Source organism: Kitasatospora sp. NPDC059462 (genome assembly GCF_042749955.1).
Classification (GTDB): Bacteria; Actinomycetota; Actinomycetes; order Streptomycetales; family Streptomycetaceae; genus Kitasatospora.
Map to the genome: position 1 here is coordinate 1 of NZ_JBHYUU010000049.1, position 20,473 is coordinate 20,473.

The 20,473-nt window shown below is 75.6% G+C and carries 17 protein-coding genes and 1 pseudogene; 12 read left to right on the forward strand and 6 right to left on the reverse strand.

Annotation, left to right across the window (positions count from 1 at the left end; genetic code table 11):
- From ACFXAM_RS15425 to ACFXAM_RS15445, 5 genes and pseudogenes are all read left to right on the forward strand, one after another.
- Positions 1 to 366, forward strand: a pseudogene (locus ACFXAM_RS15425) (hypothetical protein); the annotation flags it as partial.
- A complete protein-coding gene (locus tag ACFXAM_RS15430; protein ID WP_380291308.1) occupies positions 363 to 794 on the forward strand; it encodes a roadblock/LC7 domain-containing protein in 432 nt (143 codons plus the stop codon). The pseudogene ACFXAM_RS15425 and the gene ACFXAM_RS15430, both read left to right, overlap by 4 nt.
- 7 nt (positions 795 to 801) lie before the next feature.
- Positions 802 to 1,233: a DUF742 domain-containing protein gene (locus ACFXAM_RS15435; protein ID WP_380291310.1), complete on the forward strand. Its 432-nt coding sequence runs from the start codon at positions 802 to 804 to the stop codon at positions 1,231 to 1,233.
- 3 nt (positions 1,234 to 1,236) lie between these two features.
- Positions 1,237 to 1,845: an ATP/GTP-binding protein gene (locus ACFXAM_RS15440; protein ID WP_380291312.1), complete on the forward strand. Its 609-nt coding sequence runs from the start codon at positions 1,237 to 1,239 to the stop codon at positions 1,843 to 1,845.
- Between the two features lie 61 nt (positions 1,846 to 1,906).
- Positions 1,907 to 3,040, forward strand: coding sequence for an FAD-dependent monooxygenase (locus tag ACFXAM_RS15445; protein ID WP_380291314.1), 1,134 nt, complete (start codon positions 1,907 to 1,909; stop codon positions 3,038 to 3,040).
- A 41-nt stretch (positions 3,041 to 3,081) separates the two neighbouring features.
- Here the strand turns inward: ACFXAM_RS15445 and ACFXAM_RS15450 are convergent, their stop codons facing one another.
- Complete coding sequence (locus ACFXAM_RS15450; protein ID WP_380291316.1) at positions 3,082 to 3,864, reverse strand: serine hydrolase; 783 nt, start codon at positions 3,862 to 3,864, stop codon at positions 3,082 to 3,084.
- A 253-nt stretch (positions 3,865 to 4,117) separates the two neighbouring features.
- On the opposite strand from ACFXAM_RS15450, the gene ACFXAM_RS15455 reads away from it, so the two are divergent.
- Positions 4,118 to 5,611, forward strand: coding sequence for a right-handed parallel beta-helix repeat-containing protein (locus ACFXAM_RS15455; protein ID WP_380291318.1), 1,494 nt, complete (start codon positions 4,118 to 4,120; stop codon positions 5,609 to 5,611).
- Positions 5,612 to 6,052: 441 nt separating this feature from the next.
- Here ACFXAM_RS15455 and ACFXAM_RS15460 read toward each other — a convergent pair whose 3' ends face one another.
- Positions 6,053 to 6,916, reverse strand: coding sequence for a leucyl/phenylalanyl-tRNA--protein transferase (locus ACFXAM_RS15460; protein ID WP_380291320.1), 864 nt, complete (start codon positions 6,914 to 6,916; stop codon positions 6,053 to 6,055).
- A complete protein-coding gene (locus ACFXAM_RS15465; RefSeq protein ID WP_380291322.1) occupies positions 6,913 to 10,386 on the reverse strand; it encodes an amino acid adenylation domain-containing protein in 3,474 nt (1,157 codons plus the stop codon). Before ACFXAM_RS15465 ends, ACFXAM_RS15460 begins: the two co-directional genes overlap by 4 nt.
- 123 nt (positions 10,387 to 10,509) lie before the next feature.
- Between ACFXAM_RS15465 and ACFXAM_RS15470 the strand changes: the two genes are divergently transcribed.
- Positions 10,510 to 13,689, forward strand: coding sequence for a putative bifunctional diguanylate cyclase/phosphodiesterase (locus ACFXAM_RS15470; RefSeq protein WP_380291324.1), 3,180 nt, complete (start codon positions 10,510 to 10,512; stop codon positions 13,687 to 13,689).
- A 318-nt stretch (positions 13,690 to 14,007) separates the two neighbouring features.
- Here ACFXAM_RS15470 and ACFXAM_RS15475 read toward each other — a convergent pair whose 3' ends face one another.
- Positions 14,008 to 14,598 (reverse strand): TetR/AcrR family transcriptional regulator, encoded by a 591-nt coding sequence (locus ACFXAM_RS15475; RefSeq protein ID WP_380291326.1) that lies wholly within the window; start codon positions 14,596 to 14,598, stop codon positions 14,008 to 14,010.
- A gap of 108 nt (positions 14,599 to 14,706) precedes the next feature.
- On the opposite strand from ACFXAM_RS15475, the gene ACFXAM_RS15480 reads away from it, so the two are divergent.
- Both ACFXAM_RS15480 and ACFXAM_RS15485 read left to right on the forward strand, forming a co-directional pair.
- Complete coding sequence (locus ACFXAM_RS15480) at positions 14,707 to 15,744, forward strand: aldo/keto reductase (protein ID WP_380291328.1); 1,038 nt, start codon at positions 14,707 to 14,709, stop codon at positions 15,742 to 15,744.
- A gap of 88 nt (positions 15,745 to 15,832) precedes the next feature.
- A complete protein-coding gene (locus tag ACFXAM_RS15485; RefSeq protein ID WP_380291330.1) occupies positions 15,833 to 16,321 on the forward strand; it encodes a GNAT family N-acetyltransferase in 489 nt (162 codons plus the stop codon).
- Here ACFXAM_RS15485 and ACFXAM_RS15490 read toward each other — a convergent pair whose 3' ends face one another.
- Positions 16,322 to 16,636, reverse strand: a complete 315-nt coding sequence (locus ACFXAM_RS15490; RefSeq protein WP_380291332.1) for a hypothetical protein — start codon at positions 16,634 to 16,636, stop codon at positions 16,322 to 16,324.
- Between the two features lie 156 nt (positions 16,637 to 16,792).
- Between ACFXAM_RS15490 and ACFXAM_RS15495 the strand changes: the two genes are divergently transcribed.
- The 3 genes from ACFXAM_RS15495 to ACFXAM_RS15505 all read left to right on the forward strand — a co-directional run bounded on the left by ACFXAM_RS15495 (position 16,793) and on the right by ACFXAM_RS15505 (position 19,052).
- Complete coding sequence (locus ACFXAM_RS15495) at positions 16,793 to 17,455, forward strand: hypothetical protein (RefSeq protein WP_380291334.1); 663 nt, start codon at positions 16,793 to 16,795, stop codon at positions 17,453 to 17,455.
- A gap of 142 nt (positions 17,456 to 17,597) precedes the next feature.
- The gene (locus tag ACFXAM_RS15500) at positions 17,598 to 18,545 is read left to right on the forward strand and encodes a metallophosphoesterase (protein ID WP_380291336.1); all 948 of its coding nucleotides are present in this window, start codon (positions 17,598 to 17,600) and stop codon (positions 18,543 to 18,545) included.
- Between the two features lie 66 nt (positions 18,546 to 18,611).
- Positions 18,612 to 19,052, forward strand: a complete 441-nt coding sequence (locus ACFXAM_RS15505) for a hypothetical protein (RefSeq protein WP_380291338.1) — start codon at positions 18,612 to 18,614, stop codon at positions 19,050 to 19,052.
- Positions 19,053 to 19,310: 258 nt separating this feature from the next.
- Here ACFXAM_RS15505 and ACFXAM_RS15510 read toward each other — a convergent pair whose 3' ends face one another.
- Positions 19,311 to 20,291 carry a DUF4331 family protein gene (locus ACFXAM_RS15510; RefSeq protein ID WP_380291340.1) on the reverse strand — a complete coding sequence of 327 codons (981 nt, stop codon included), beginning with the start codon at positions 20,289 to 20,291 and terminating at the stop codon, positions 19,311 to 19,313.
- Between the last annotated feature and the right edge of the window lie 182 nt (positions 20,292 to 20,473).

Below are 20,473 nucleotides of genomic sequence, written 5' to 3' on the forward strand. Positions count from 1 at the left end.
GGCGGCACCGGCACCGCCACCGGGAACGCCGGCGCCGCGAGCACCGGCACCGCCGACCGGCCCGCGGCGGGCCCGTTCCAGCGCCCGGCACGCCGCTCGGGCGCCACGGTCGGCGCCTTCCAGCGCCAGTCCCGCGCCGCCCGCGGCCTCGACGGCACCCTGCCCGGCACCACCGACGACACCGCCACCGGCTCCCCCGCCGGCGCCGACCGCACCGCCGCGGACCACGCGGCGCAGCGCGGCCTGCCCCCCGGCCCGGCGGGCCCCACGGCCGTCGCCGGCCCCCCGACTCCCGCGCCGGGTCCCTCCCCCTGGGCCCTCCCGGCCGCGGACCCCCGAACCACGAGGACGGAAGAGCAGTCATGAACCGCACCATCGCCACCCACCAGGACCTCGACTGGCTGCTGGACGGACTCGTCGACACGGTGCCCGGCACGAGAAGCGCCGTTCTGCTCTCCGACGACGGCCTGGTGGTCAGCCACTCGCGCTCCATCGACCGCGCCGACGCCGAGCGCCTGGCGGCCGTCGCCACCGGCCAGCAGAGCCTCGCCCGGGGCATCGGCCAGCTCTTCGACGGCGGCCCGGTCCACCAGGTGATCATCGAGCTGGCCGAGCTCTGGCTGTTCGTCATCGCCGCCGCCCAGGGCACCCACCTGGCGGTCGTCGCCGACCAGGAGGTGGACGCCGAGGTGATGTCGGTGGCCATGCACCAGCTCGTCCAGCAGGTCGGCCAGAAGCTCAGCACGCCGGTCCGCAGCGACTTCGACGCCTTCGCCGCCAGGAACCGGGGGTGACGCTCCGGTGAGGCCGCACTGGAGCGAGCTGCCCGACGAGGACGAGGACGACGACTACGGCGCGGGCACGATGGTGCGCCCGTACACCATCACCCGCGGCCGGACGGCGCCGGAGCACGACCACCTCACCCTGATCACCCTGCTGACCACGGTGGAGGAGCTCGCCGACCCGGTGCTGGCCTCCCGGTCGTCGGGCGTCCGCGGGCTGCAGCCGGAACACCGCCTGATCCTGGAGCGGTGCCGCCGGCCGGCCGCCGTCGCCGAGGTGGCGGCCGGGCTCGACCTGCCGGTCTCGGTGACCAAGATCCTCCTGGGCGACCTCATCGCCCAGGGCTTGCTGCGGGCCCGGGCACCGATCTCGGTGGCCCGGGCCTCGGGGGACGGCGGCCTGGACCTCGGGCTGCTGACGGCCGTACGCGAAGGACTCCGGAGGCTCTGAACCATGGCACCATCCGTACCTCTCCCCTCCTCCCCCCCGTCCCCCCTCACGGCCGCCGCCCCCGCGGCCCTGAAGATCCTCATCGCCGGCGGCTTCGGGGTGGGCAAGACCACCCTGGTCGGTTCGGTGAGCGAGGTCGCGCCGCTGCGCACCGAGGAGTACCTGACCCGCGCCAGCGAGGGCGTGGACGACCTGTCGGGGGTGGACAGCAAGGAGACCACCACGGTCGCCCTGGACTTCGGGCGGATCACGGTCAGCCCGGAGCTGGTGGTCTACCTGTTCGGCACGCCGGGCCAGGAGCGCTTCTGGTTCATGTGGAACGACCTGGTGAACGGCGCGCTCGGCGGCATCGTGATCGCCGACACCCGCCGGCTGGAGACCAGTTTCGCCTCGATCGACTTCTTCGAGAGCCGGGGCATCCCGTTCGTGGTGGCGATCAACTGCTTCCACGGCGAGAACACCCGCACCGTGGCGGAGGTCCGGGCCGCCCTGGACCTCGACCCGCAGGTCCCGATGCTGGTCGGTGACGTGCGGGTGCGGATGTTCGGGCGGGACCTGCTGCTCGCGCTGGTCGACCACCTGATGGAGCTGGCCGGCGCCCCGGCCGGCTGAAACGTTTCGCCACCTCTCCCCGCCCCTCTCCCGCCCCCCTTCCCCTTGGAGTAGCACCACCATGACCCCACCCCTGCGCGTCCTCGTCCACGGCGCCGGCATCGGCGGCCTGACCGCCGCCACCGCCCTCGCCGGCCGCGGCCACCGGGTCGACGTCGTCGAGCTGCGCGACGCCCTGGAGGCGCTCGGCGTCGGCATCATCCAGCCCTCCAACGCGCTGCACGTGATGCGCGAGATCGGCGTGCTGGAGCAGTGCCTGGCGGTCGGCTTCGAGTGGGAGGTGCTCACCATCTGCGACCCGGCCGGCGGCGTCCTCGCGAAGATCCCGCAGCCCCGGATGGACGACGCGCCGTCCACCAACGGCATCCCCCGCCCCGCCCTGGCCCGGGTGCTGGGCGACGCCGCCACCGCCGCCGGCGCGACCCTGCGCTTCGGCACCACCGTCACCGAACTCGTCGACGAGGGCGAGGAGGTGGCGGTCACCCTGTCCGACGGCAGCAGCGCCCGCTACGACCTGGTGGTCGGCTTCGACGGCATCGGCTCGCCGCTGCGCAAGCGGCTGTACGGCGAGAAGTACGCGCCGGAGTACACCGGCTTCGCCAACTGGCGGGTCACCCTGCCGCGTTCGCCCGAGGTGCAGGGCGTGGTGATGTCCACCGGCAACCTGAAGGCCAAGGCGCTGCTCACCCCGATCAGCGACGAACTGATGTACCTGGGCTCGGTGTTCGCCGAGGCCGAGGACTTCCGCCCGGACCCGCAGCGGGCCCACGAGCAGCTGCGCGAGCGGCTGGCCGGCTTCGGCGGTCCGATCGCCGAGGCGCTGGCCGGGGTCACCGACCCGGCCGCGGTGGTGTACTCGCGGATCTCGCAGGTCACCGTCGAGGAGCCGTGGCACGTCGGCCGGGTGGTGCTGGCCGGTGACGCCGCGCACGCCTCCACCCCGCACCTGGCGCAGGGCGCCGCGATGGCCGTCGAGGACGCCCTGGTGCTGGCCCAGAGCCTGGACGCCGCCGAGGCGGTGCCCGAGGCGCTGGCCGCCTGGGAGGAGCGCCGCCGGCCGCGCGCCATGTGGGTGCAGGCGCTGTCCCGGGCGATCCTCAAGCAGGAGACCGGCACGCCGACCACCCCGGAGGAGGACGAGCTGCTGAAGATCGGCATCCCGGGCGCCGCGCACGCGCTCGTCCGGCCGTACTGACGCCACCCGGTCCACCGGGGCCCGCCGTCCGCCCGGAGCGGTCAGCGCGCGCCCGAGCGGGCGGCTAGGCCGCCGACCGCGTGCCGCCGCTCCCACACCGCCGCCGAGACCCTGGCCAGCAGGCGGGCGGCCGGGTCGGCGGCGGCCTCGTCGGCGCCCGAGGCGAGCGGGCCGGTGTAGCAGACGGCCAGCAGGTACGGCGGGCAGTCGTCCGGGTGGACCAGCGCGACGCAGTGCCGCACACCGGGGAGCCAGCCGTTCTTGAACGCGACCCTGGTCCCCGGCGGCAGCCCGGCCGCCAGGTCGACCCGGAAGGAGTTGCGCTCCAGCAGCTCCAGCAACTCCGGCTCGCCGTCCAGGGACTGCAGCAGCCGGACCAGGTCGCGCGCGGTCACCAGGTTGTGCACGCCCGCCTCGCGCGCGGGGTGGTCCTCGATCCCGCGCGGGCTGGCGCTGCGGGTGGCCCCGGCCCGCCGCCACACCTCCTCCACCGCCCCGTGCCCGGCCCGGGCCAGGCAGAGGTTGGTGGCGAGGTTGGAGGAGTGGGTGATCATCCGCTCGGTGAGCAGCCCCAGCGGCACGGTGGCGCCGAGCAGCGTCCACGGCACCGGGTCGCTGTCCCAGTCCGGGTCGTTGGTGAACTCCCCTCCGGCCCGGGAGGCGAAGCCGTTCACCACCGGCACCGGCTCCCGCGGATCCGCGCCGGCCCGGCTCAGCGCGGCCAGCACGGCCACCTTCATCGTGCTCGCCGCGGCGTGCGGCTCGTCCCCGTTCCGCTCGAACACCGGCTCATCGCCCCAGGGGGCCACCACAACTGACAGCATGTCCGCTTCAGTCCCCCCGCGCATCGCGGCCCAAACCGGCGGGCTCCGGAACGGCACCGGCCGGCGGTGCGAGGCCGGGCCCTTCACCGGTTGAGGCGGTGCGCGGGGCTCGGGAATACTGGTCCAGACCTCCCGCATCAACCCGTGCACGCAAGGTTCCTGTCGCCACGTCAGTTTGGCACGTCAGCTCATTACGTCAGCTCGGTACGTCAGCTCGACACGTCGGTTCGATGACTCCAGAAGGGTCCTGCCCATGCCAGCATCCCGTCACGTCGCCCTCGCCCTCGCGGTCGTGGGCTCCGCGGTCACCGGGGCCGCCTTCCCGTCCACCGCGCACGCCGGGAGCACCGTGCTCCATGTCGACAACGGCCCCCGCTCGAACTGCTCGGACTCCGGGACCGGCACGCCGGAGCGGCCGTTCTGCACCGTCCAGGCCGCCGCCGACGCGGCCGAGCCCGGGCAGACCGTCCAGCTCGCGCCGGGCCGCCGCTTCACCGGCCAGGTCACCGTCCGGCGCTCCGGCGAGCCCGGCCGCCCGATCGTCTTCCAGGGCGCCGAGCCGACCGTGCACGGGCCCAACGCCTCGGTGGGGACGCGGTACTGGTCCCGGGGATCGACGCCCGCCCCGCACGCCTTCGTGCTGGAGGGCGTGCACGACGTCACCGTGACCGGCCTGCGCCTGGACGCCCCGCAGGAGGGCGTGCTCGTCAAGGACTCCACCCGGATCGCCGTGGACCACAACGACGTGGAGGCGGGCGACCCGGTCCGCGGCGGCGTACGGGCCTTCCCGGCGGCGACGCCGAGCGTGCGGATCACCGGGACGGGCTCGTACGTCACGGTGAGCCGCAACCGGATCTCCGCCGCGCCCGTGAGCGGGGTCGCGGTCGACGCGGGGACCTCCGGCGTGGTCGTCACCACCAACCTGATCGCCGGAAGCGCCGGCCGGGGCGTGCTGGTCACGGACGCGCCCGGCACGATCGTGGTGGCCAACACCTTCGGGCGCAACTGCGGGAGCGACGTGGAGTTCGCCGGGAACTCCACCGGGTCGGTGGTCGAGAACAACATCCTGGCGAAGCGCCCGGCGCCGCGCTGCGGCGGCACCGCGCCCACCGCGATCCCGCTGGTGGTGTCGGCCGGATCGATCCGGAGCACCCGGGTCGACTACAACACCGTCGTGCCGTCGGGCCCGTACGCCTACTCCTGGGGGGACACCCCGTTCGCCACCCCCGAGGCCTTCCGGGCCGTCGGGCAGGGCGCGAGCGACAACGCCGTCGACCCGGGGTTCCCCGCGGACCGCGAGGACTACACCCCGGCCGCCGTGACGGGCGTGACGGACGCCGCCGATCCCTACGCCTTCGGCACCCTGGCCACCGACCTCCTCGGCGCCGAGCCGGCCGACCACCCGCGTTTCCCCAGCCCCACCGCCTGGGGCTACCGGGACCGCGGCGCCATCGAACTCCAGGACCCCCTGCGCGTGCGCCTGGCCGCCCGCCCCCTCCCCCGGCCGGGCCACCCGCTCAACGCCCGGCTGACGCTGGGGTACACGGCCGGCTGGACACCGGGCACCGCGACCCTGGACTTCGGCGACGGCAGCGCGCCGCACCCGGTGGACCCCGGGTACGGCACCGTCGACCACGACTACCCCACCGCGGGCACCTACACCGCGACCCTCACCGCCACCACCCCGGCGGGCCCGACCCGCACGACCACCACCCAACTCACCGTCGGCCGCCCAGGCCACCACTGACGCACCACCACACCCGGCCGCCGGCCCGCCCGGGGTACGGCACCCGGATGCGACCACCACTGACGAATCCGTCACGCCCGCCGGCGACGACGGCCCGGATGCCGCGCGGTCGACCACAACCACCCCGCCACCGGCGGCCGGGCCCGCACGACCATCGCCCGGGCCATCGCCCGCCCGACGGACCGCCGGTGCCGGGGCCGCCTGTCCGTGCAGGCGTTGCGACCGGGATGCCGGGCGCGCACGAGGACGCCCGGGGCCCCGCGCGGGTACGGCTCACGGGGGCCGCTCGGGGGCAAGCCGGGGCGCCCGGTCGCCGGGCCCGGCGGGCGCCGCGCCGCGAACGCCCGGCGCGCACGGCTCGCGCGGGCGTTCAGGTGACCGATCGCCAGTCTCAGCGGCCCCCGCGGGTACGGCCCACGAGGCCGCGCAGGTGGCCGGCCGTCAGGCCCGGCGGGCGTTGCGGTAGGGGTGCCGGTGGGCACGATGGCGGCCGTGCGGGTACGGCTCGCGGGGGCGTTCGGGGGCGAGTCGGGCGGCCGGGAGGCGGGTGGTGTCGAGCGGCCGTACCAGCGCGGCGTCCTCGGCGAGCGCCGCGAGGTAGCGGGACCGGGGCTGCGGGGCGGCGCCGAGGGAGCGCACGTGCGGGGAGTCCCACTGGGCGTCCAGCAGCCGGCCGCCGGCGGCGGCGAAGCGGTCGGCGAGGTCGGCCACGGCGACCCGGGCGGCGTCCGGGCGGCGGTGGAACATCGAGTCCAGGCTGAGCACCGGCCCGGAGGCGATCCCGAACACCCCGCCGACCAGTTCCCCGTCCTCCCACACCTCCGCGCTGTGGGCCGCGCCGAGCCGGTGCAGACCGGTCAGCGCGGTCTGCAACTCCGGCGTGAGCCAGGGCGGTTCGCGCCCCTCGGCGCAGGCGGCGAGCACCTCCTCGAAGGCCTGGTCGGCGGTGGTCCACCAGTCCAGGCGGTTGCGCAGCAGCCGGGAGAGCTTGCGCCCGAGCCGCACGCCGTCGGCGGCGAGCAGCGGGCGCGGGTCGGGCGACCACCAGGCGAGCGCGTAGGGGTCCGTGCCGTGGTCGGGCCCCGGCAGCAGGGCGACCTCCCCGGCCGCCACCGCCGCCCCGGCGCGGGCCTCGTTGAAGGCGCTCGCGTAGGCGTCGGCGGCGGGCAGCGGGAAGAGCCCGTGCCGGTAGGCGGCCAGCAGCGTCCCGGGGGCGAGGTCGGCGCCGAACGCGGCCGGGCCGTCGGCGGGCGCCCGGGCGACGTCGAGGGCGGCGAAGAGCTCCTCGGGAGCGGTGGCGGTCATCGCAGCGCCTCCAGCGGCGAGGCCTCCTGCGGCGGGGCGAGGAAGCCCTCCGCGGTCAGCCGGTCGAGGTAGAAGTCGAGCAGGGCGTCGTCGACGGCGGGGAGTTCCACGCCGCTGCCGGCCAGGGCCTGTTCGGTGTTGGCCCGGTCGAAGCGCGGGAAGGTCGGGCGGAAGTACAGCTCGCTGATGGACAGTGCGGTGCCGGGCACCCGGTCGACGAAGAGCGGCACGAACGGCGTCATCGGGTGGGTGGGGTGCCCGGCGGCGAACCGGACCAGCCCCTGCACCCATGCGGGGTAGGGGACGGGCTCGGCGCGGTGGCCCCGGGCACGCAGCCGGGCGGCGAGGTCGGCGAGGTCCGCCGGGCGCGGCGAGGTCAGGTGGTAGACCTCGCCGATGGCGGGGGCGTGGGCGACGACGTGGCACAGCGCCCGGCCGAACCGGTCGGCGGGCACGAAGTCGAGCGGCAGCCGGACGTCCGGGTAGCCGCCGCTCTCGGCGATGTACTTGATCAGCGCGCAGATCTCGGTGCCGGTGTTCATCACCCCGGTGCGCAGGTCCCCGGTGACGTCGTTGGTGCGCAGCACGGTGACCGGCAGTCCGCCCGCGGCGGCGTGGTGGAGCAGCTGTTCGGCGACCCACTTGCTCTCGACGTAGCCGACGGCCAGCCGGTCGGGGTGGGCGAGCGGGGTCCGTTCGGCGACTTCGCGCACGCCCGCCGGGCCGAACCCGGCCAGCACGGCGAGGGTGGAGAGGTAGTGGACGGGGATGCCCCGGGAGTGCCCGGCGAGGCGGACCACCTCGCGGGTGCCGGCCACGTTGGCGGCGCGCAGCTGGTGGTAGGGGTAGATGAAGTTGACCTGGCCGCCGAGGTGGTGGATGGCGTCGAGGGTGCCGGCCAGGTGGTCGTAGCGGCGCTGCTCCAGGCCGAGCCGCGGTGCGGCGAGGTCGCCGGTCAGCGGGACGACCCGGCGGTCGGCGAGGTCGTGGCGCAGGTAGCGCTGCTGGGCGGCGCGCAGCCGTTCGAGGGCGTGCTCCTCGTCGGGGGCGCGGACCAGGCAGTGGATGCGGGCGTCGGTGGTGTGCAGCAGGGCGTCCAGCAGGTGGGCGCCGCAGAAGCCGGTGGCGCCGGTGAGCAGGATCTCGGCGGGTTCGGCGCGCGAGGGCGCGGGGCTCCAGGACTGCCGCAGCGGGGTGTCCAGCCGGGCTTCGGCGGCCCAGTCGACGGCGGCCTCGCGCGGTCCGGGGGCGGGCCGGCCCCGGCCGGTGCGGGCGGCGAGGACGGCGGCGGCGAAGGCGCGCAGGGTGGCGTCGCCCAGCAGCGCGCGGGTGAGGGAGCGGATCCGGGTGACGTCGAGGCCGAACATGATCCGGGCCCGGGCGATCATCTCCATGGCGAGCAGGGAGTTGCCGCCGAGCTCGAAGAAGTCGTCCGCGGGGCCGGGCTCCCCGACGCCGAGCAGTTCGGCCCAGAGCTGGGCCACGCCGGCCTCGACGGCGCCGCCGGTCGTGGCGGTGGCGGTGGCGGACGGCGAGCCGTCCGGCGGGGCGTCCGCCCGGGCGGACGGCGCCGGGCCCGGGCCCGGCGCGCCGTCCTCGCGCCGCCGCACCCGGGGCGGGGCGTCGGGCAGCCGGCGGCGGTCGATCTTCCCGGCCGGGGTGAGCGGCATGCTGTCGAGCGGCACGAACGCGGCCGGGACCATGAAGTCCGGCAGCCGTTCGGCGAGGTAGGCGCGGATCCGGCCGCGCCGGGCCCGGGCGCCGGAGGAGGCCCGGTCGGTGAGCGTGTAGTAGGCGGTCAGGACGCGGGCGTCGTCGCTGCCGTCGGCGGCCACCCGCACCTGCCGGACGTCGGGGTGGGCGGCGAGCACGGACTCGACCTCGGCGGGGTCGACGCGGTGGCCGCGGACCTTCAGCTGGTCGTCGAAGCGGCCGAGGACCTCCAGGGTGCCGTCGGCCCGCCAGCGCCCGGCGTCGCCGGTGCGGTACATGCGCTCGCCGGGGGCGGGGGCGTAGGGGTCGGGCAGGAAGGCCTCGGCGGTCAGCGCGGGCGCCTTCCAGTAGCCGCGTGCCAGGCCGGGCCCGCCGAGGTGGATCTCCCCCTTCTCCCCGGGCGGCACCGGGCTGAGCCGGGCGTCCAGCACGTGCACCCGCACCCCCGGCAGCGGCCGCCCGATGGGCACCGGCGCGCCGGGCCCGTGCGGGCCGGGGGCGGCCGGCGGGGGCGCGGTGATCTCGCCCAGGGTGGAGGTGACGGCGGCCTCGCTGACCCCGTAGGCGTTGACCAGCCGCACGCCCGGCAGCCGCTCCAGGCAGGCGCGGCAGTCGTCCTCGTGCACGGTGTCCCCGCCGACCACGATCAGCCGCAGCCCCTCGGGGGCGGGCCCGCCGGGCGGGTAGAGCCCGAGCAGGTGGTGCCAGTAGGCGGGCGTGAGGTCGGCGACGGTCAGCCGCAGCCCGCGCATCCGGTCGGCGAGCTCGGTGGGCGCCCAGGTGCGGGCGCCGCCGAGGACGAGCGTGGCCCCGGCGGCCAGGGTCGCGAAGACCTGTTCCAGCGCGGTGTCGAAGCCGAGCGCGGCGAGCTGCAGGACCCGGTCGTGCGGGGTGAGCCGGTAGGCGTCGATCACCCGTTCCAGGGTGAAGGCCAGGGCGCGGTGGGCGACCGGGACGCCCTTGGGGGTGCCGGTGGTCCCCGAGGTGTAGATCAGGTACGCCAGGTCGTCCGGCCCGCTGACGTCCGGGACCTCGACCGCCGCCGCCCCGGCGCCCTCCCCCGGGGCCACCGTGCGCGCCCCCGGGAAGCGCGTCCCCTGCTCCGCGACGACCAGGTGCGCCCCGCAGTCGGCCACCAGCCGGGCCAGCCGGCGGCGCGGGTGCGCCGGGTCCAGCGGCAGGAAGGCCCCGCCGGCCTTGAGCACGGCGAGCCAGGCGGTCACCAGGTCGGCGCCGCGCTCCAGGCAGACCGGGACGATCCGCTCGGGCCCGGCGCCCAGGGCGCGCAGCACGGCGGCCAGCCGGTCGCTGCGGGCGTCCAGCTCGCCGTAGTCGAGCGCCTCGTCGTCGTCGAGCACGGCGAGGGCGCGCGGGTCGTGCGCGGCGCGGGCCCGGACCAGTCCGTGCACGGTCCCGGTGCCGGTGTGGGCCGCTCGGGTGACGGCGGCCGGTCCCGTCCCCCGCCCGGCCCCGGCCCCGGGCCCGAGTCCGAGCCCGGCGGGGCGCCACTCGCGGTCCACGTAGCCGCGGCACTCCTCGTGCGGAGCGGGCCCGAACACCGTGCGCCAGCCACCCGGGACGGTGAAGTCACCCGGCCAGATCGCATACTGACCGTCCTCGTTGACCAGCACGGCGTGACGTCCGGACCGCGCTCCGGGACGTGCTCCCCGTGCGCTCTCTGCTGCGTCATCCACCGGCTTGACCTCGTGCTGTGGCGGCAGAATGCTGGGAGGTGCGACATTTCCGACTATACGCACTCAAGGCCCATTTCGAACGTCAGACCGGACCTCCCCGGCCCGGCTCGGACGCTCGCGAGCCCCTGCCCGGACCCCGCCGCCCGCCCCGGGCGGGTGCGGTGACGCCGAGGAGGAGGTAGCTCGTTGACACGTCGGCGCCAACGCCTGATGGTCTGTTACCTGGTGTGGATGGTGCTGTTCACCGGCATCTACTACGCCAACCCCTCCCAGCGGATCATCTGGTGGACGGGCATCGGCCTGGGCGGCGTCGCCGCCATCGTGGTCGGCGTCCGCCTCAACCGCCCCTCCCACGCCGTCTACTGGTACCTGCTGGCGCTCGCCAACCTCAGCTTCACCGCGGGAGAGGTGGTGCAGGTCGTCCAGATGCAGTTCCTGCACCTGGGCAGCCCCTTCCCGTCCGTCGCCGACGGCTTCTACCTCGCCGAGTACCTGCTCTACGCGGCGGGCGTGTTGGGCTTCATCCGCTGGCGGACGGCACATCAGGACCGCGCCAGCCTGCTGGACGCGCTCATCCTCACCATGGGCCTGGCGCTGCTCGTCTGGATCTACCTGATCCTGCCGTACGCCCGGAACCCGGACCTGGACTGGTTCCAGAAGGCCGTCTCGATCGCCTACCCGCTGGGCGACGTGGTCGTGCTCGCCCTGCTGCTGCGCCTGGTCGTGCCGCGCGGCGGGGTCAGCCGTTCGCTGCAGCTGCTCGCCGCCGGAACGGTCGGCCTGCTGGTCTCCGACATCCTCTACGGGCTGATCGTGCTGCACGGCGACTGGCGCATCGGCACCCCCGTGGACCTCGGCTGGGCCGCCTTCTACACCGCCTGGGGCGCCGCCGCCCTGCACCCCTCGATGGTCGAGCTGACCAGGCCCATCCCCAGCCAGCAGCCGGACATCGGCCCCGGCCGGCTCGCCCTGCTGGCCGGCGCCTCGCTGATCGCGCCGACCATCCTGATGATCGAGGCGAGCAACGGGAACACCAGCAACGCCGGGGTCATCGGCGCCTTCTCCGCCGTCCTCTACCTGCTGGTGCTCGCCCGGCTGGCGGTCGTGGTGCGGGCCCGCCGGCAGGCCGTCACCCGGGAGCGCGCGCTGCGCGAGGCCGGCTCGGCGCTCACCTCGGCCGTCACCGTCGAGGAGGTCGCCGACGCCGTCCAGGCCGCCGCCTCCACCCTGATGCCCACCGAGCCCGGCCACGTCGCGCTGCTCGCCGTCACCGAGGGCGGCGTGCTGCACGTGCGGCACGCCGAGCGCGGCGCGGGCCGCCACCACCTCGGCGCCGAGCGCGACTCCGACGAGGTGCTCGCCCTCGCCGCCTACCGGGAGACCACGCTGCTGCCCGTCGAGGACATCGGCACCGAGCTCGCCGCCCGGATCGACGGCATGCCGTCCGCCCTGCTCTGCCCGCTCACCCTCGCCGAGCGCCCCTCCGGCGACCCGCTGATCGGCGCGCTCATCGTCACCGGCACCGAGCAGGAGCTGACCAGCCTCTGGGGCTCGCTGGAGATCCTCGCCGCCCAGGCCGCCCTCGCCGTCGAGCGCGTCATGCTCAGCCAGGAGATCACCCGGCGTGACAGCGAGGCCTACTTCCGCACCCTGGTGCAGAGCGCCAGCGACGTCATCCTCATCCTCAACGACGACGACTCCGTGCGCTACGCCTCGGCCTCCTCCGCCGGGCGCGTGCTCGGCCACCCCCACCTCGACGGCACCCTGCTCACCGAGCTCGTCCCGCCGGAGGACAGCCGCGCGGTCGGCAAGGCGCTGGCCAGGATGCGCAGCCCCGCCGTCACCGGCGGCACCCGCTCCGGCCTGGACACCCAGCGCGAGCACTGGCGGCTGCTCCGGGCCGACGGCTCCCCGATCGAGGTCGAGGTGCGCTGCAACGACCTGCGCGAGGACCCGACGGTCGGCGGGCTGGTGCTCACCCTGCGTGATGTCACCGAGCAGCGGCAGATGGAGCGCGAGCTCACCCACCGGGCCTTCCACGACTCGCTCACCGGCCTGGCCAACCGGGTGCTCTTCCTCGACCGGGTCGGCCACGCGCTCTCCCGCAGCGAGCGCAGCGGCGCCGTCACCGGGGTGCTCTTCCTCGACCTGGACGACTTCAAGGTGGTCAACGACACCCAGGGCCACGCGATCGGCGACGAACTGCTGGTCGCCGTCTCGCTGCGGATCTCCACCGCGCTGCGCGCCTCCGACACGGCGGCCCGGCTCGGCGGCGACGAGTTCGCGGTGCTGGTGGAGGACGCCCTGGCGCCGGCCGACGTCGGGGCGATCGCCCAGGGCCTGCTGGCGGCGTTCGCGGAGCCGTTCAGGCTGCGGGCGGGCGCGGTGCGGGTGTCCGCCTCGATCGGGGTGGCGACGACGGAGGACAGCGTGGACGCCACCGAGCTGCTCAGCCACGCCGACCTCGCGCTGTACTCGGCGAAGGCGGCGGGCAAGCGGCAGTGGTGCCTCTACCAGCCGGCCCTGCAGGCCGGGCTGATGGCCCGGCACGAGCTGAACGAGAACCTGGACACCGCGATCGCCGAGTCCGCGTTCCGGCTGTACTACCAGCCGATCGTCGATCTGCAGACGGGCGACCTGGTGGCCTTCGAGGCCCTGGTGCGGTGGCCGCACGACCGGCGCGGCATGGTGCTGCCCGACGAGTTCATCGCCCTCGCCGAGGAGAGCGGCCAGATCGTGCCGCTCGGCGCCTGGGTCCTGGAGCGCGCCGCCCAGGAGGCGGCCGCCTGGCACGCCCTCAGCAGCCCCGCCCGCGCCGCCGCCGGCCTGCCCCCGCTGCGGGTCAACGTCAACGTCTCCGCCCGGCAGTTCCGCGACGCCGGCTTCGTGGACGTGGTGCGCGGGGCCCTCTCCTCCTCCGCCATCCCGCCGGAGTCCCTGGTCCTGGAGCTGACCGAGTCCGTGCTGATGCGCCGCGACGACCGCGTCCGCACCGACATGCGCACCCTCGGCGAACTCGGCGTCGGCATCGCCATCGACGACTTCGGCACCGGCTACTCGTCGCTCTCCTACCTGCGCGAGTTCCCCATCTCCGTCCTGAAGATCGACAAGTCCTTCATCGATGGGCTCGGGCTGTCCCAGCAGCAGTACGCCCTCGTCGAGGGCATCACCCGGATCGCCGACACCCTCGGCGTCCAGGTCATCGCCGAGGGCATCGAGCACCCCGAACAGCGCGACCTCCTCGCCGCCATGGGCTGCCCCCTCGGCCAGGGCTACCTCTTCGCCCACCCCCTCACCCCCGACCAGGCCCGGTCCTTCATCACCCACCACACCACCCCCCTCAACCACCCCTCGGGCACCCCCTAGGCGGCGGCCTCGGCGGCGTGGTGGGCGCCGGGCCCGTCCAACCCCCCACACACCCCCACCCGGGGCGGCGGCCTCGGCGGCCCGGTGGACAGCGGGCGCATGCACCCCCCGAACGGCCCACCCGGCCGACCTCTGGACACCCACCCGGAAGGCACCCGCCCGGGCGGCGGCCTCGGCAGCCCGGTGGGCGGCGGGCCCGTCCAACCCCCACCACACCCCCCACCCGGGGCGGCGGCGTCGGCGGCCTGGGGGGCAGCGGGCCCGTCCGACCCCGCACCCCCGCCACCCCCCACGCCGAACGGCCCGCCCGGCCGGCCTCTAGACACCCACGCGGAAGGCACCCGCCCGGGCGGCGGCCTCGGCGGCGTCGGCGGCCTGGTGGGCGGCGGGTTCGTCGAGGGGGTCCGGGGTGGTGAGCATGCGGTAGTAGAGGGGGGCGGAGACGGCGCGGATGACGTCGGCGGGGTCGGTGCCGGGCGGGAGTTCGCCGCGGTCGACCGCCTCCGTCACGCAGGGCGCCCACTCCTCGACGCGGGCGCGGTAGAAGCGGTGGAGGGCCTCGGCGGCGGCCGGGTCGCAGGTGGCCGCGACCAGGACAGCCCGGAACAGCGCACCCTGGCGCGGATCGGCCAGGGTGCGCTGGACGAGGCGGGCGTTGGCGCGCAGGTCCTCGCGCAGGGAGCCGGTGCGGGTGCGCGGGAGGGACTGCTCGGCCATGTCGGTGAGGAGGTCGGCGAGCAGCGCGCCCACCGAGCCCCAGCGCCGGTAGACGGTGGTGCGCCCGACCTCGGCCCGCCGCGCGATGTCGCCGAGGTCCAGCCCGGCGAAACCGACCTCGACGAGGGCGTCCTCGGCGGCCTTCAGCACGGCGGTCCGCACGCGCGCCGTCCGGCCGCCCGGTCTCTGCATGCCCGGTGAAGTCATTAACGGGATTCCTGTTCCATTAGCGTCGCCGACAGTGCTAGGGTCGGTGCCATCTTAACGGCACAGAAGTCCCGTTAGCGAAGGGAACCTCCCATGGAGTACCGCCGCCTCGGCGCGTCCGGCCTCACCGTCCCCGCCCTCTCCCTCGGCACCGGCACCTTCGGCGGCCGCGGCCCGCTCTTCGGCGCCTGGGGCACCACCGACGCCGACGACGCCCGCCGCCTGCTCGACATCGCCATCGACGCCGGCGTCACCCTGTTCGACACCGCCGACGTCTACTCCGACGGCGCCTCCGAGGAGGTCCTCGGCCGGGCCGTCAAGGGCCGCCGCGACCAGGTGCTGATCTCCACCAAGGCCGGCCTGCCCACCGGCGACGGCCCCAACGACGCCGGCACCTCCCGCGCCCGCCTGATCACCGCCGTCGACGCCGCCCTGCGCCGCCTGGACACCGACTACCTCGACCTGTTCCAGCTGCACGCCTTCGACGCCGCCACCCCCGTCGAGGAGGTGCTCACCACCCTCGACGACCTCGTCCGCGCCGGAAAGATCCGCTACACCGGCGTCTCCAACTTCTCCGGCTGGCAGCTGATGAAGTCCCTGGCCGCCGCCGACCGCGACGCCCGCCCCCGCTACGCCGCCCACCAGGTCTACTACTCCCTCGTCGGCCGGGACTACGAGTGGGAGCTGATGCCGCTCGCCCGGGACCAGGGCGTCGGCGCCCTGGTCTGGAGCCCGCTCGGCTGGGGCCGCCTCACCGGGAAGATCCGCCGCGGCGCCCCGCTCCCGGCCGGCAGCCGCCTGCACGACACCGCCGACTACGGCCCGCCCGTCGACGACGAGCTGCTCCACGACGTGGTGGACGCGCTGGACGCGGTCGCCGAGGAGACCGGCCGCACCGTCCCCCAGGTGGCGATCAACTGGCTGCTGCGCCGCCCGACCGTCTCCTCGGTGATCATCGGCGCCCGCAACGAGGAGCAGCTGCGCCAGAACCTCGGCGCCGCGGGCTGGGAGCTGACGGCCGAGCAGGTCGCCCGCCTGGACGCCGCCAGCCTGCGCACCGCGCCGTACCCCTACTTCCCGTACCGCCGCCAGGAGGCCTTCGCCCGCCTCAACCCCCCGCTCGCGGGCTGAGGCGCGGCCGAGGCGCGGCCGGCGTCCGGCCGGGGTCCGGCCCTAAACCGGTTGTCGGCGCGGGCTCCGGCAGGGCATCGTCTCCGCCATGATCGAACTGCGTGAACTGACGTCCGACGACTGGCCGCTCTGGCGCGAGCTGCGGCTGGCCGCCCTGGCCGAGGCGCCGTACGCCTTCGGCTCCACGCTCGCCGACTGGCAGGGCGAGGGGGACCGCGAGGAGCGCTGGCGCTCGCGGCTGGAGATCCCCGGCGCCCTGGACCTGGTCGCCCTCGTGGACGGCGAACCCGCCGCGATGGCGACCGGGGTGCCGGCGGACGGGTACGCCGAGCTGATCTCGATGTGGGTCGGGCCGGCGGCGCGCGGCCGGGGCGTCGGGGCCCGGCTGATCGGGGAGATCGGGACGTGGGCCGCCGGGCGCGGCTTCCCGTCGCTGCGCCTCGCCGTGATGCCGCACAACGCGCACGCCCGCGCCCTCTACGAGCGCACCGGCTTCACCGACACCGGCGAGCCGGGCGACCTGCTGCCCGACGGCGTGAGCCGCGAGATCGTCATGGCCAAGCCCCTGCCGGCCTGATCAGCGGTCCCCCGCCGCCCCCACGGCCCCCACCGCCCCCGGCGTCCACTGGTACACGGTGAACGACCTGACCTCGTCCGCGCGGCCCCACGCCCCGCACTCCGTGAACCCCGGGTACCCGCACCCGGCGGCGGGCGCAGCGGACCCGGCGGGCGCGACGAACCCCTCGGCGGACCCCGCATCGGCCGCATCGGACGCATCGGCCGCGCCGGACGCGGCGGACGCAGCGGCCGCCGCGGCGGTGAGGACGGACAGGGCCGCCCTGGTCATCGCGGAGCCCCGCGGCGGCCGGAAGGGCTGCGTCGTTTCGCTCATGCCGCCAGCTTCCCCGCGGCCGCCGCGCGGCCGCCCGCACTTCCGGCGGCGTTCACCCGATCAACGGACCGTCGGGACAGCGGACTTGACGCCTCCGGGGCGGCCCCGCCGGCGCCGGTGACGGATGGTGTCGGCGGGGCCCGTTAGCCTCCGGGGATGGCGAACTCCTCATATCTGTGTGCCACGGACGTGGCCTCCCTCTACCCCTCCAGCCAGGTGTCCGGCTTCGACGCGCAGGGCGGCGTCGACGCGCAGGGCGGCGTCGTCGCCCACGACGTCTCCGGCGTCCCACTGCTCTGGCTCGCGCTGTTCCGCCCCGCCGACCTGGTGACCGCCGTGTTCACGCTCGACGAGGACGACCTCGACGACGACGAGGACCCGCAGGTGGAGGCCACCGCACCACTGGTGGCCAAGGACCGCGCACTCGCCCGGCTCGACGCCGCGCTGCCGGTGCTGAACGCGCTCTTCGCCGACGAGGGCCCGCTCGACGCGCACGTCGCGCTGCTGCGGCAGGCGGTGGAGAAGGCGCCGGGCGCGTTCCTCACCGTCGAGCTGGAGGAGATCGAGGCGGTGTGGGAGGACGAGGACGGCTTCCAGCCGGCCCTGCGCACCGCGCTGGCCTGCTTCGACGGCGAGGCGGACCCGGCGGAGGGCCGCGCCCGGCTGGTCGAGCTGTCGCGGGTGCGGACCGGCCGCCCGTTCCCCGGCGCCCGGCTGCTCCTCGACGGCCTGGAGGCGGACGACGACGACTACTGGAACCTGGTGCGGCTGCTCGGCACACGCTTCATCAGCGACGTGCCCTGGGAGCCGGCGGGCTGATCCGGAGGGCCGATTCGGCGAGCCGCAAGGAAGTGGTCGGCAGGAGTTAACACAACTGCCACATGGCAGTTCTGCCACTTCCCTAACGTCGGTGGGGCCCGACCACGGACCCGGGGCCGGGCCCCCCAGAGTGAGGCCTCGCATGAACCACGACGACACCATCGGCATCGTCCAGATCTCCGACACCCACTTCCGGGCCGGCTCCGGCGCCCGGTCGTTCGTCGCCCACGAGCCCGACGAGGGCCTCGCGGCGGTGCTCGCCGACGCGGCCGACGCGATCGCGGACGCCGCGCTGGTGGTCGCCACCGGTGACCTCGCAGACCTCGGCGAGCCCGGCGCCTACGAGCGGCTGGGCACGGCACTGGACGCCCTGCCCACCCCCGTCTACTGCCTGGGCGGCAACCACGACCGGCACGACCCGATGCAGGCCTGCCTGCCCCGCCCCAACGTGCACGTCGAGCCCGCCGTGCGGGTCGGCAACTGGCTGATGCTGCTCCTGGACACCAACGCCCACGGCCGCGAGGCCACCGACGCCGGGGACGGCACCTACCGCGACCTCGACGACCGGGTGCACCGGGCCGCCCAGCCCGGCCTCACCCCGGTCGAGGAGCAGCGCGCCCGCGCCGTCCTGACCGCCACCGAGGCCGAGCACGTCTTCCTCTGGCTCCACCAGCCGCCGCTGCCGCAGACCGCCCCGGACACCGACAGCTACCGCGAACTCATCCAGCTGGTGCGGGACTTCCCGAAGATCCGGGCGATCGGCGGGGGCCACCTGCACGGTGACCTCTCCGGCGAGTTCGAGGGCCGCCCGGTGTACGTCTGCCCGTCCAGCTTCATGAGCATCGACATGCCGAACGGCCGCTTCGACGGCCCCGGCTACCGCACCTACCGGCTCCACCCCGACGGCCGCGTCGAGACCGAGGTCCACACCGTCCCCGGTGCCCTGACCGACGCCATGCGCGGCGCCTCCCTGCCGCCCTTCCTCAGCGACATGATGACCGGCCGGATCACCGGCCGGGAGCTCAACGCCCTCAGCGACGAGGAGTTCGAGGCCCGCTACGGCGAGCGCCGCCCGCTGTCCCAGGCCTGACCCACCCGGGCCACCGGGGGTAGGGTCGGGCCCGGTGGCCGTCGCGTCGCGGGGAGGGGGCGGGGGTTGAAACTTCTCCGGACCTGGGAGCTGGTCGCGGCGCCGCCCGACGGCGTGCCCGCGGCGCTGACCGAACCGTGTGCCCGGGTCGGGCGGGACCTGCCGGCCTTCGCCGGGACGCTTCCGCCCGGCACCCGCTGGACGCTCGCCGCGGAGCGGCCGGTCGTGCGGCTCGGACTGTGCGCGCCGGGGCTGGAGTTCGGCCGGAGCGTCGACACGGCCCTGCCGCCCGGGGAGCTGACCGCGCGGGTGGCCGAACTCGTGCAGGACCACCTCACCGGCTTCGCGTTCCTCCAGCGGCCCGCCTGCCCCGGCCACTCCCACCCCCTGCTGCCGGCCGCCGGGGAGCTCCCGCCCGGCGGCCACTGGCGCTGCCGCTCCACGGGTGCGGACGTCGCGGCGATCGGCGGGCTGGGGTTGTCGGCCGGGGGGGACGGCGGGGAGTGACGGGCTGCACCCATGAGTTTCGGCCTTGCCGTGCGGGAGGGCGAGCGGCCCGCTGATCCACTTCCCGATCCGCTGGAGCCGGGTGGAGGAGACGGCCGTCTTCGCGGCGCAGGCGGCCTCGCCGCCGGGCCTCGCCGCCGGGCCCCGTCGCCGGGCCTCGTCCGCCACGACCCGCAGTCCCGGCGCCTGCTGCCCCGAGGCGCCCCGACCGCACGGAGCGGGAAGTCGGCGGATCCGACTTCCCACTCCGCCCGCCGGCTACCCCGCCGGCGGGTACGGGTGCGGGTGGCCGAGGTGGGGGAAGGCCGGGAGGAGATCGGTGTGCGGCGGGATGTGGTCGCTGGTGACCTTGCCGCCGGAGACCATGGTGAGGCGGACGGACGTCACGTCGTCCGTCAGGGTGCGCCCGTTGGGGTAGACGGCGGGCCGGGAGCGGTCATAGCGGAGGATGTCGGGCAGGACGAGCTTCAGCGTCTCGGTGGCGGCGTCGGTGGTGTAGTCGCCGGTGTGCTGGAGGACGGCCGTCCACGGCTCGTGGTACTTGTCCCAGTCGTCGGCCGGCTCCCCGGCGTTGTACGTGTCCTTGACCTCCTCCGCGTTGAAGTACGCGGTGAGGGAGGGGTGGGCGCCGCGGTCGACGGAGATCAGCTGCCCGTCCTGGTGCAGGCTGACCCGCGCCCACACGCCGATCTCCGGCTCGGGGCCGAGATCGGCGTCCGGCACTTCGAGGGCGATGCCGAACACGTTGGCCTGCGCCATCGCGTCCCTGCCGGTCCAGGTGAAGTCGTTGACGATCCCTTCGAGGTCGGCGAAGAAGGGGTCGCTGCGCAGCCCCACCGAGAGCTGGTAGCCGCCGTAGGGCGAGGAGACCACGTGCGGCGCGTCGCCGAAGGCCACCGGCGCGTCGGCGAAGACGACCTCCCCCAGGGCCTCGTGCCGCTGCGCGGCCTCGCCGGTCGCACGGCGGACGGTGACGCTCTGGGCGCCGCCGAGGGGCGCGGAGAAGGTGAACGAGTACGCGACGTCGGCGCGGTCGTCGCCGTCGTTGTCGATGTTGATGCGGTAGACGGCGTCCGGGTGGAACTCCGCGCCGCCGGTGGGGGCGTACGGGTTCACGTTCATGATGAGGACGGTGCGGCCCGGGGCGCCGGAGGCGGGGAAGGCGAAGAGGTCGGTGAGGTCGAGCCGGGCATCGCCGCGCGGGGAGCGGAGGTTCGGTCCGCTGAGGTGATGGGACATGGCGGTACAGCTACCAGGGCGCCCCGCACCCGGTCGGGAGGACACCCGTACACCCGGCGTGGGGGGGCCCGGGCGGGGGGGGGGGGCCCCCCCCGCCCGCCCCCCCCCCCCGCCCCCCCGCGCGCGGGGGGGGGGGGGGGGCCACCCCCACCACCCCCCCCCCCCCCCGCGACAGGGGTTTC

What these genes read in the sequence shown, in the direction of transcription:
- ACFXAM_RS15430 (WP_380291308.1), top strand. Translation starts at nt 363, where the DNA reads ATGAACCGCACCATCGCCACCCACCAGGACCTCGACTGGCTGCTGGAC.
- ACFXAM_RS15440 (WP_380291312.1), top strand. Translation starts at nt 1,237, where the DNA reads ATGGCACCATCCGTACCTCTCCCCTCCTCCCCCCCGTCCCCCCTCACG.
- ACFXAM_RS15445 (WP_380291314.1), top strand. Translation starts at nt 1,907, where the DNA reads ATGACCCCACCCCTGCGCGTCCTCGTCCACGGCGCCGGCATCGGCGGC.
- ACFXAM_RS15450 (WP_380291316.1), bottom strand. Translation starts at nt 3,864, where the DNA reads ATGCTGTCAGTTGTGGTGGCCCCCTGGGGCGATGAGCCGGTGTTCGAG.
- ACFXAM_RS15455 (WP_380291318.1), top strand. Translation starts at nt 4,118, where the DNA reads ATGCCAGCATCCCGTCACGTCGCCCTCGCCCTCGCGGTCGTGGGCTCC.
- ACFXAM_RS15460 (WP_380291320.1), bottom strand. Translation starts at nt 6,916, where the DNA reads ATGACCGCCACCGCTCCCGAGGAGCTCTTCGCCGCCCTCGACGTCGCC.
- ACFXAM_RS15475 (WP_380291326.1), bottom strand. Translation starts at nt 14,598, where the DNA reads ATGCAGAGACCGGGCGGCCGGACGGCGCGCGTGCGGACCGCCGTGCTG.
- ACFXAM_RS15480 (WP_380291328.1), top strand. Translation starts at nt 14,707, where the DNA reads ATGGAGTACCGCCGCCTCGGCGCGTCCGGCCTCACCGTCCCCGCCCTC.
- ACFXAM_RS15485 (WP_380291330.1), top strand. Translation starts at nt 15,833, where the DNA reads ATGATCGAACTGCGTGAACTGACGTCCGACGACTGGCCGCTCTGGCGC.
- ACFXAM_RS15490 (WP_380291332.1), bottom strand. Translation starts at nt 16,636, where the DNA reads ATGAGCGAAACGACGCAGCCCTTCCGGCCGCCGCGGGGCTCCGCGATG.
- ACFXAM_RS15495 (WP_380291334.1), top strand. Translation starts at nt 16,793, where the DNA reads ATGGCGAACTCCTCATATCTGTGTGCCACGGACGTGGCCTCCCTCTAC.
- ACFXAM_RS15500 (WP_380291336.1), top strand. Translation starts at nt 17,598, where the DNA reads ATGAACCACGACGACACCATCGGCATCGTCCAGATCTCCGACACCCAC.
- ACFXAM_RS15510 (WP_380291340.1), bottom strand. Translation starts at nt 20,291, where the DNA reads ATGTCCCATCACCTCAGCGGACCGAACCTCCGCTCCCCGCGCGGCGAT.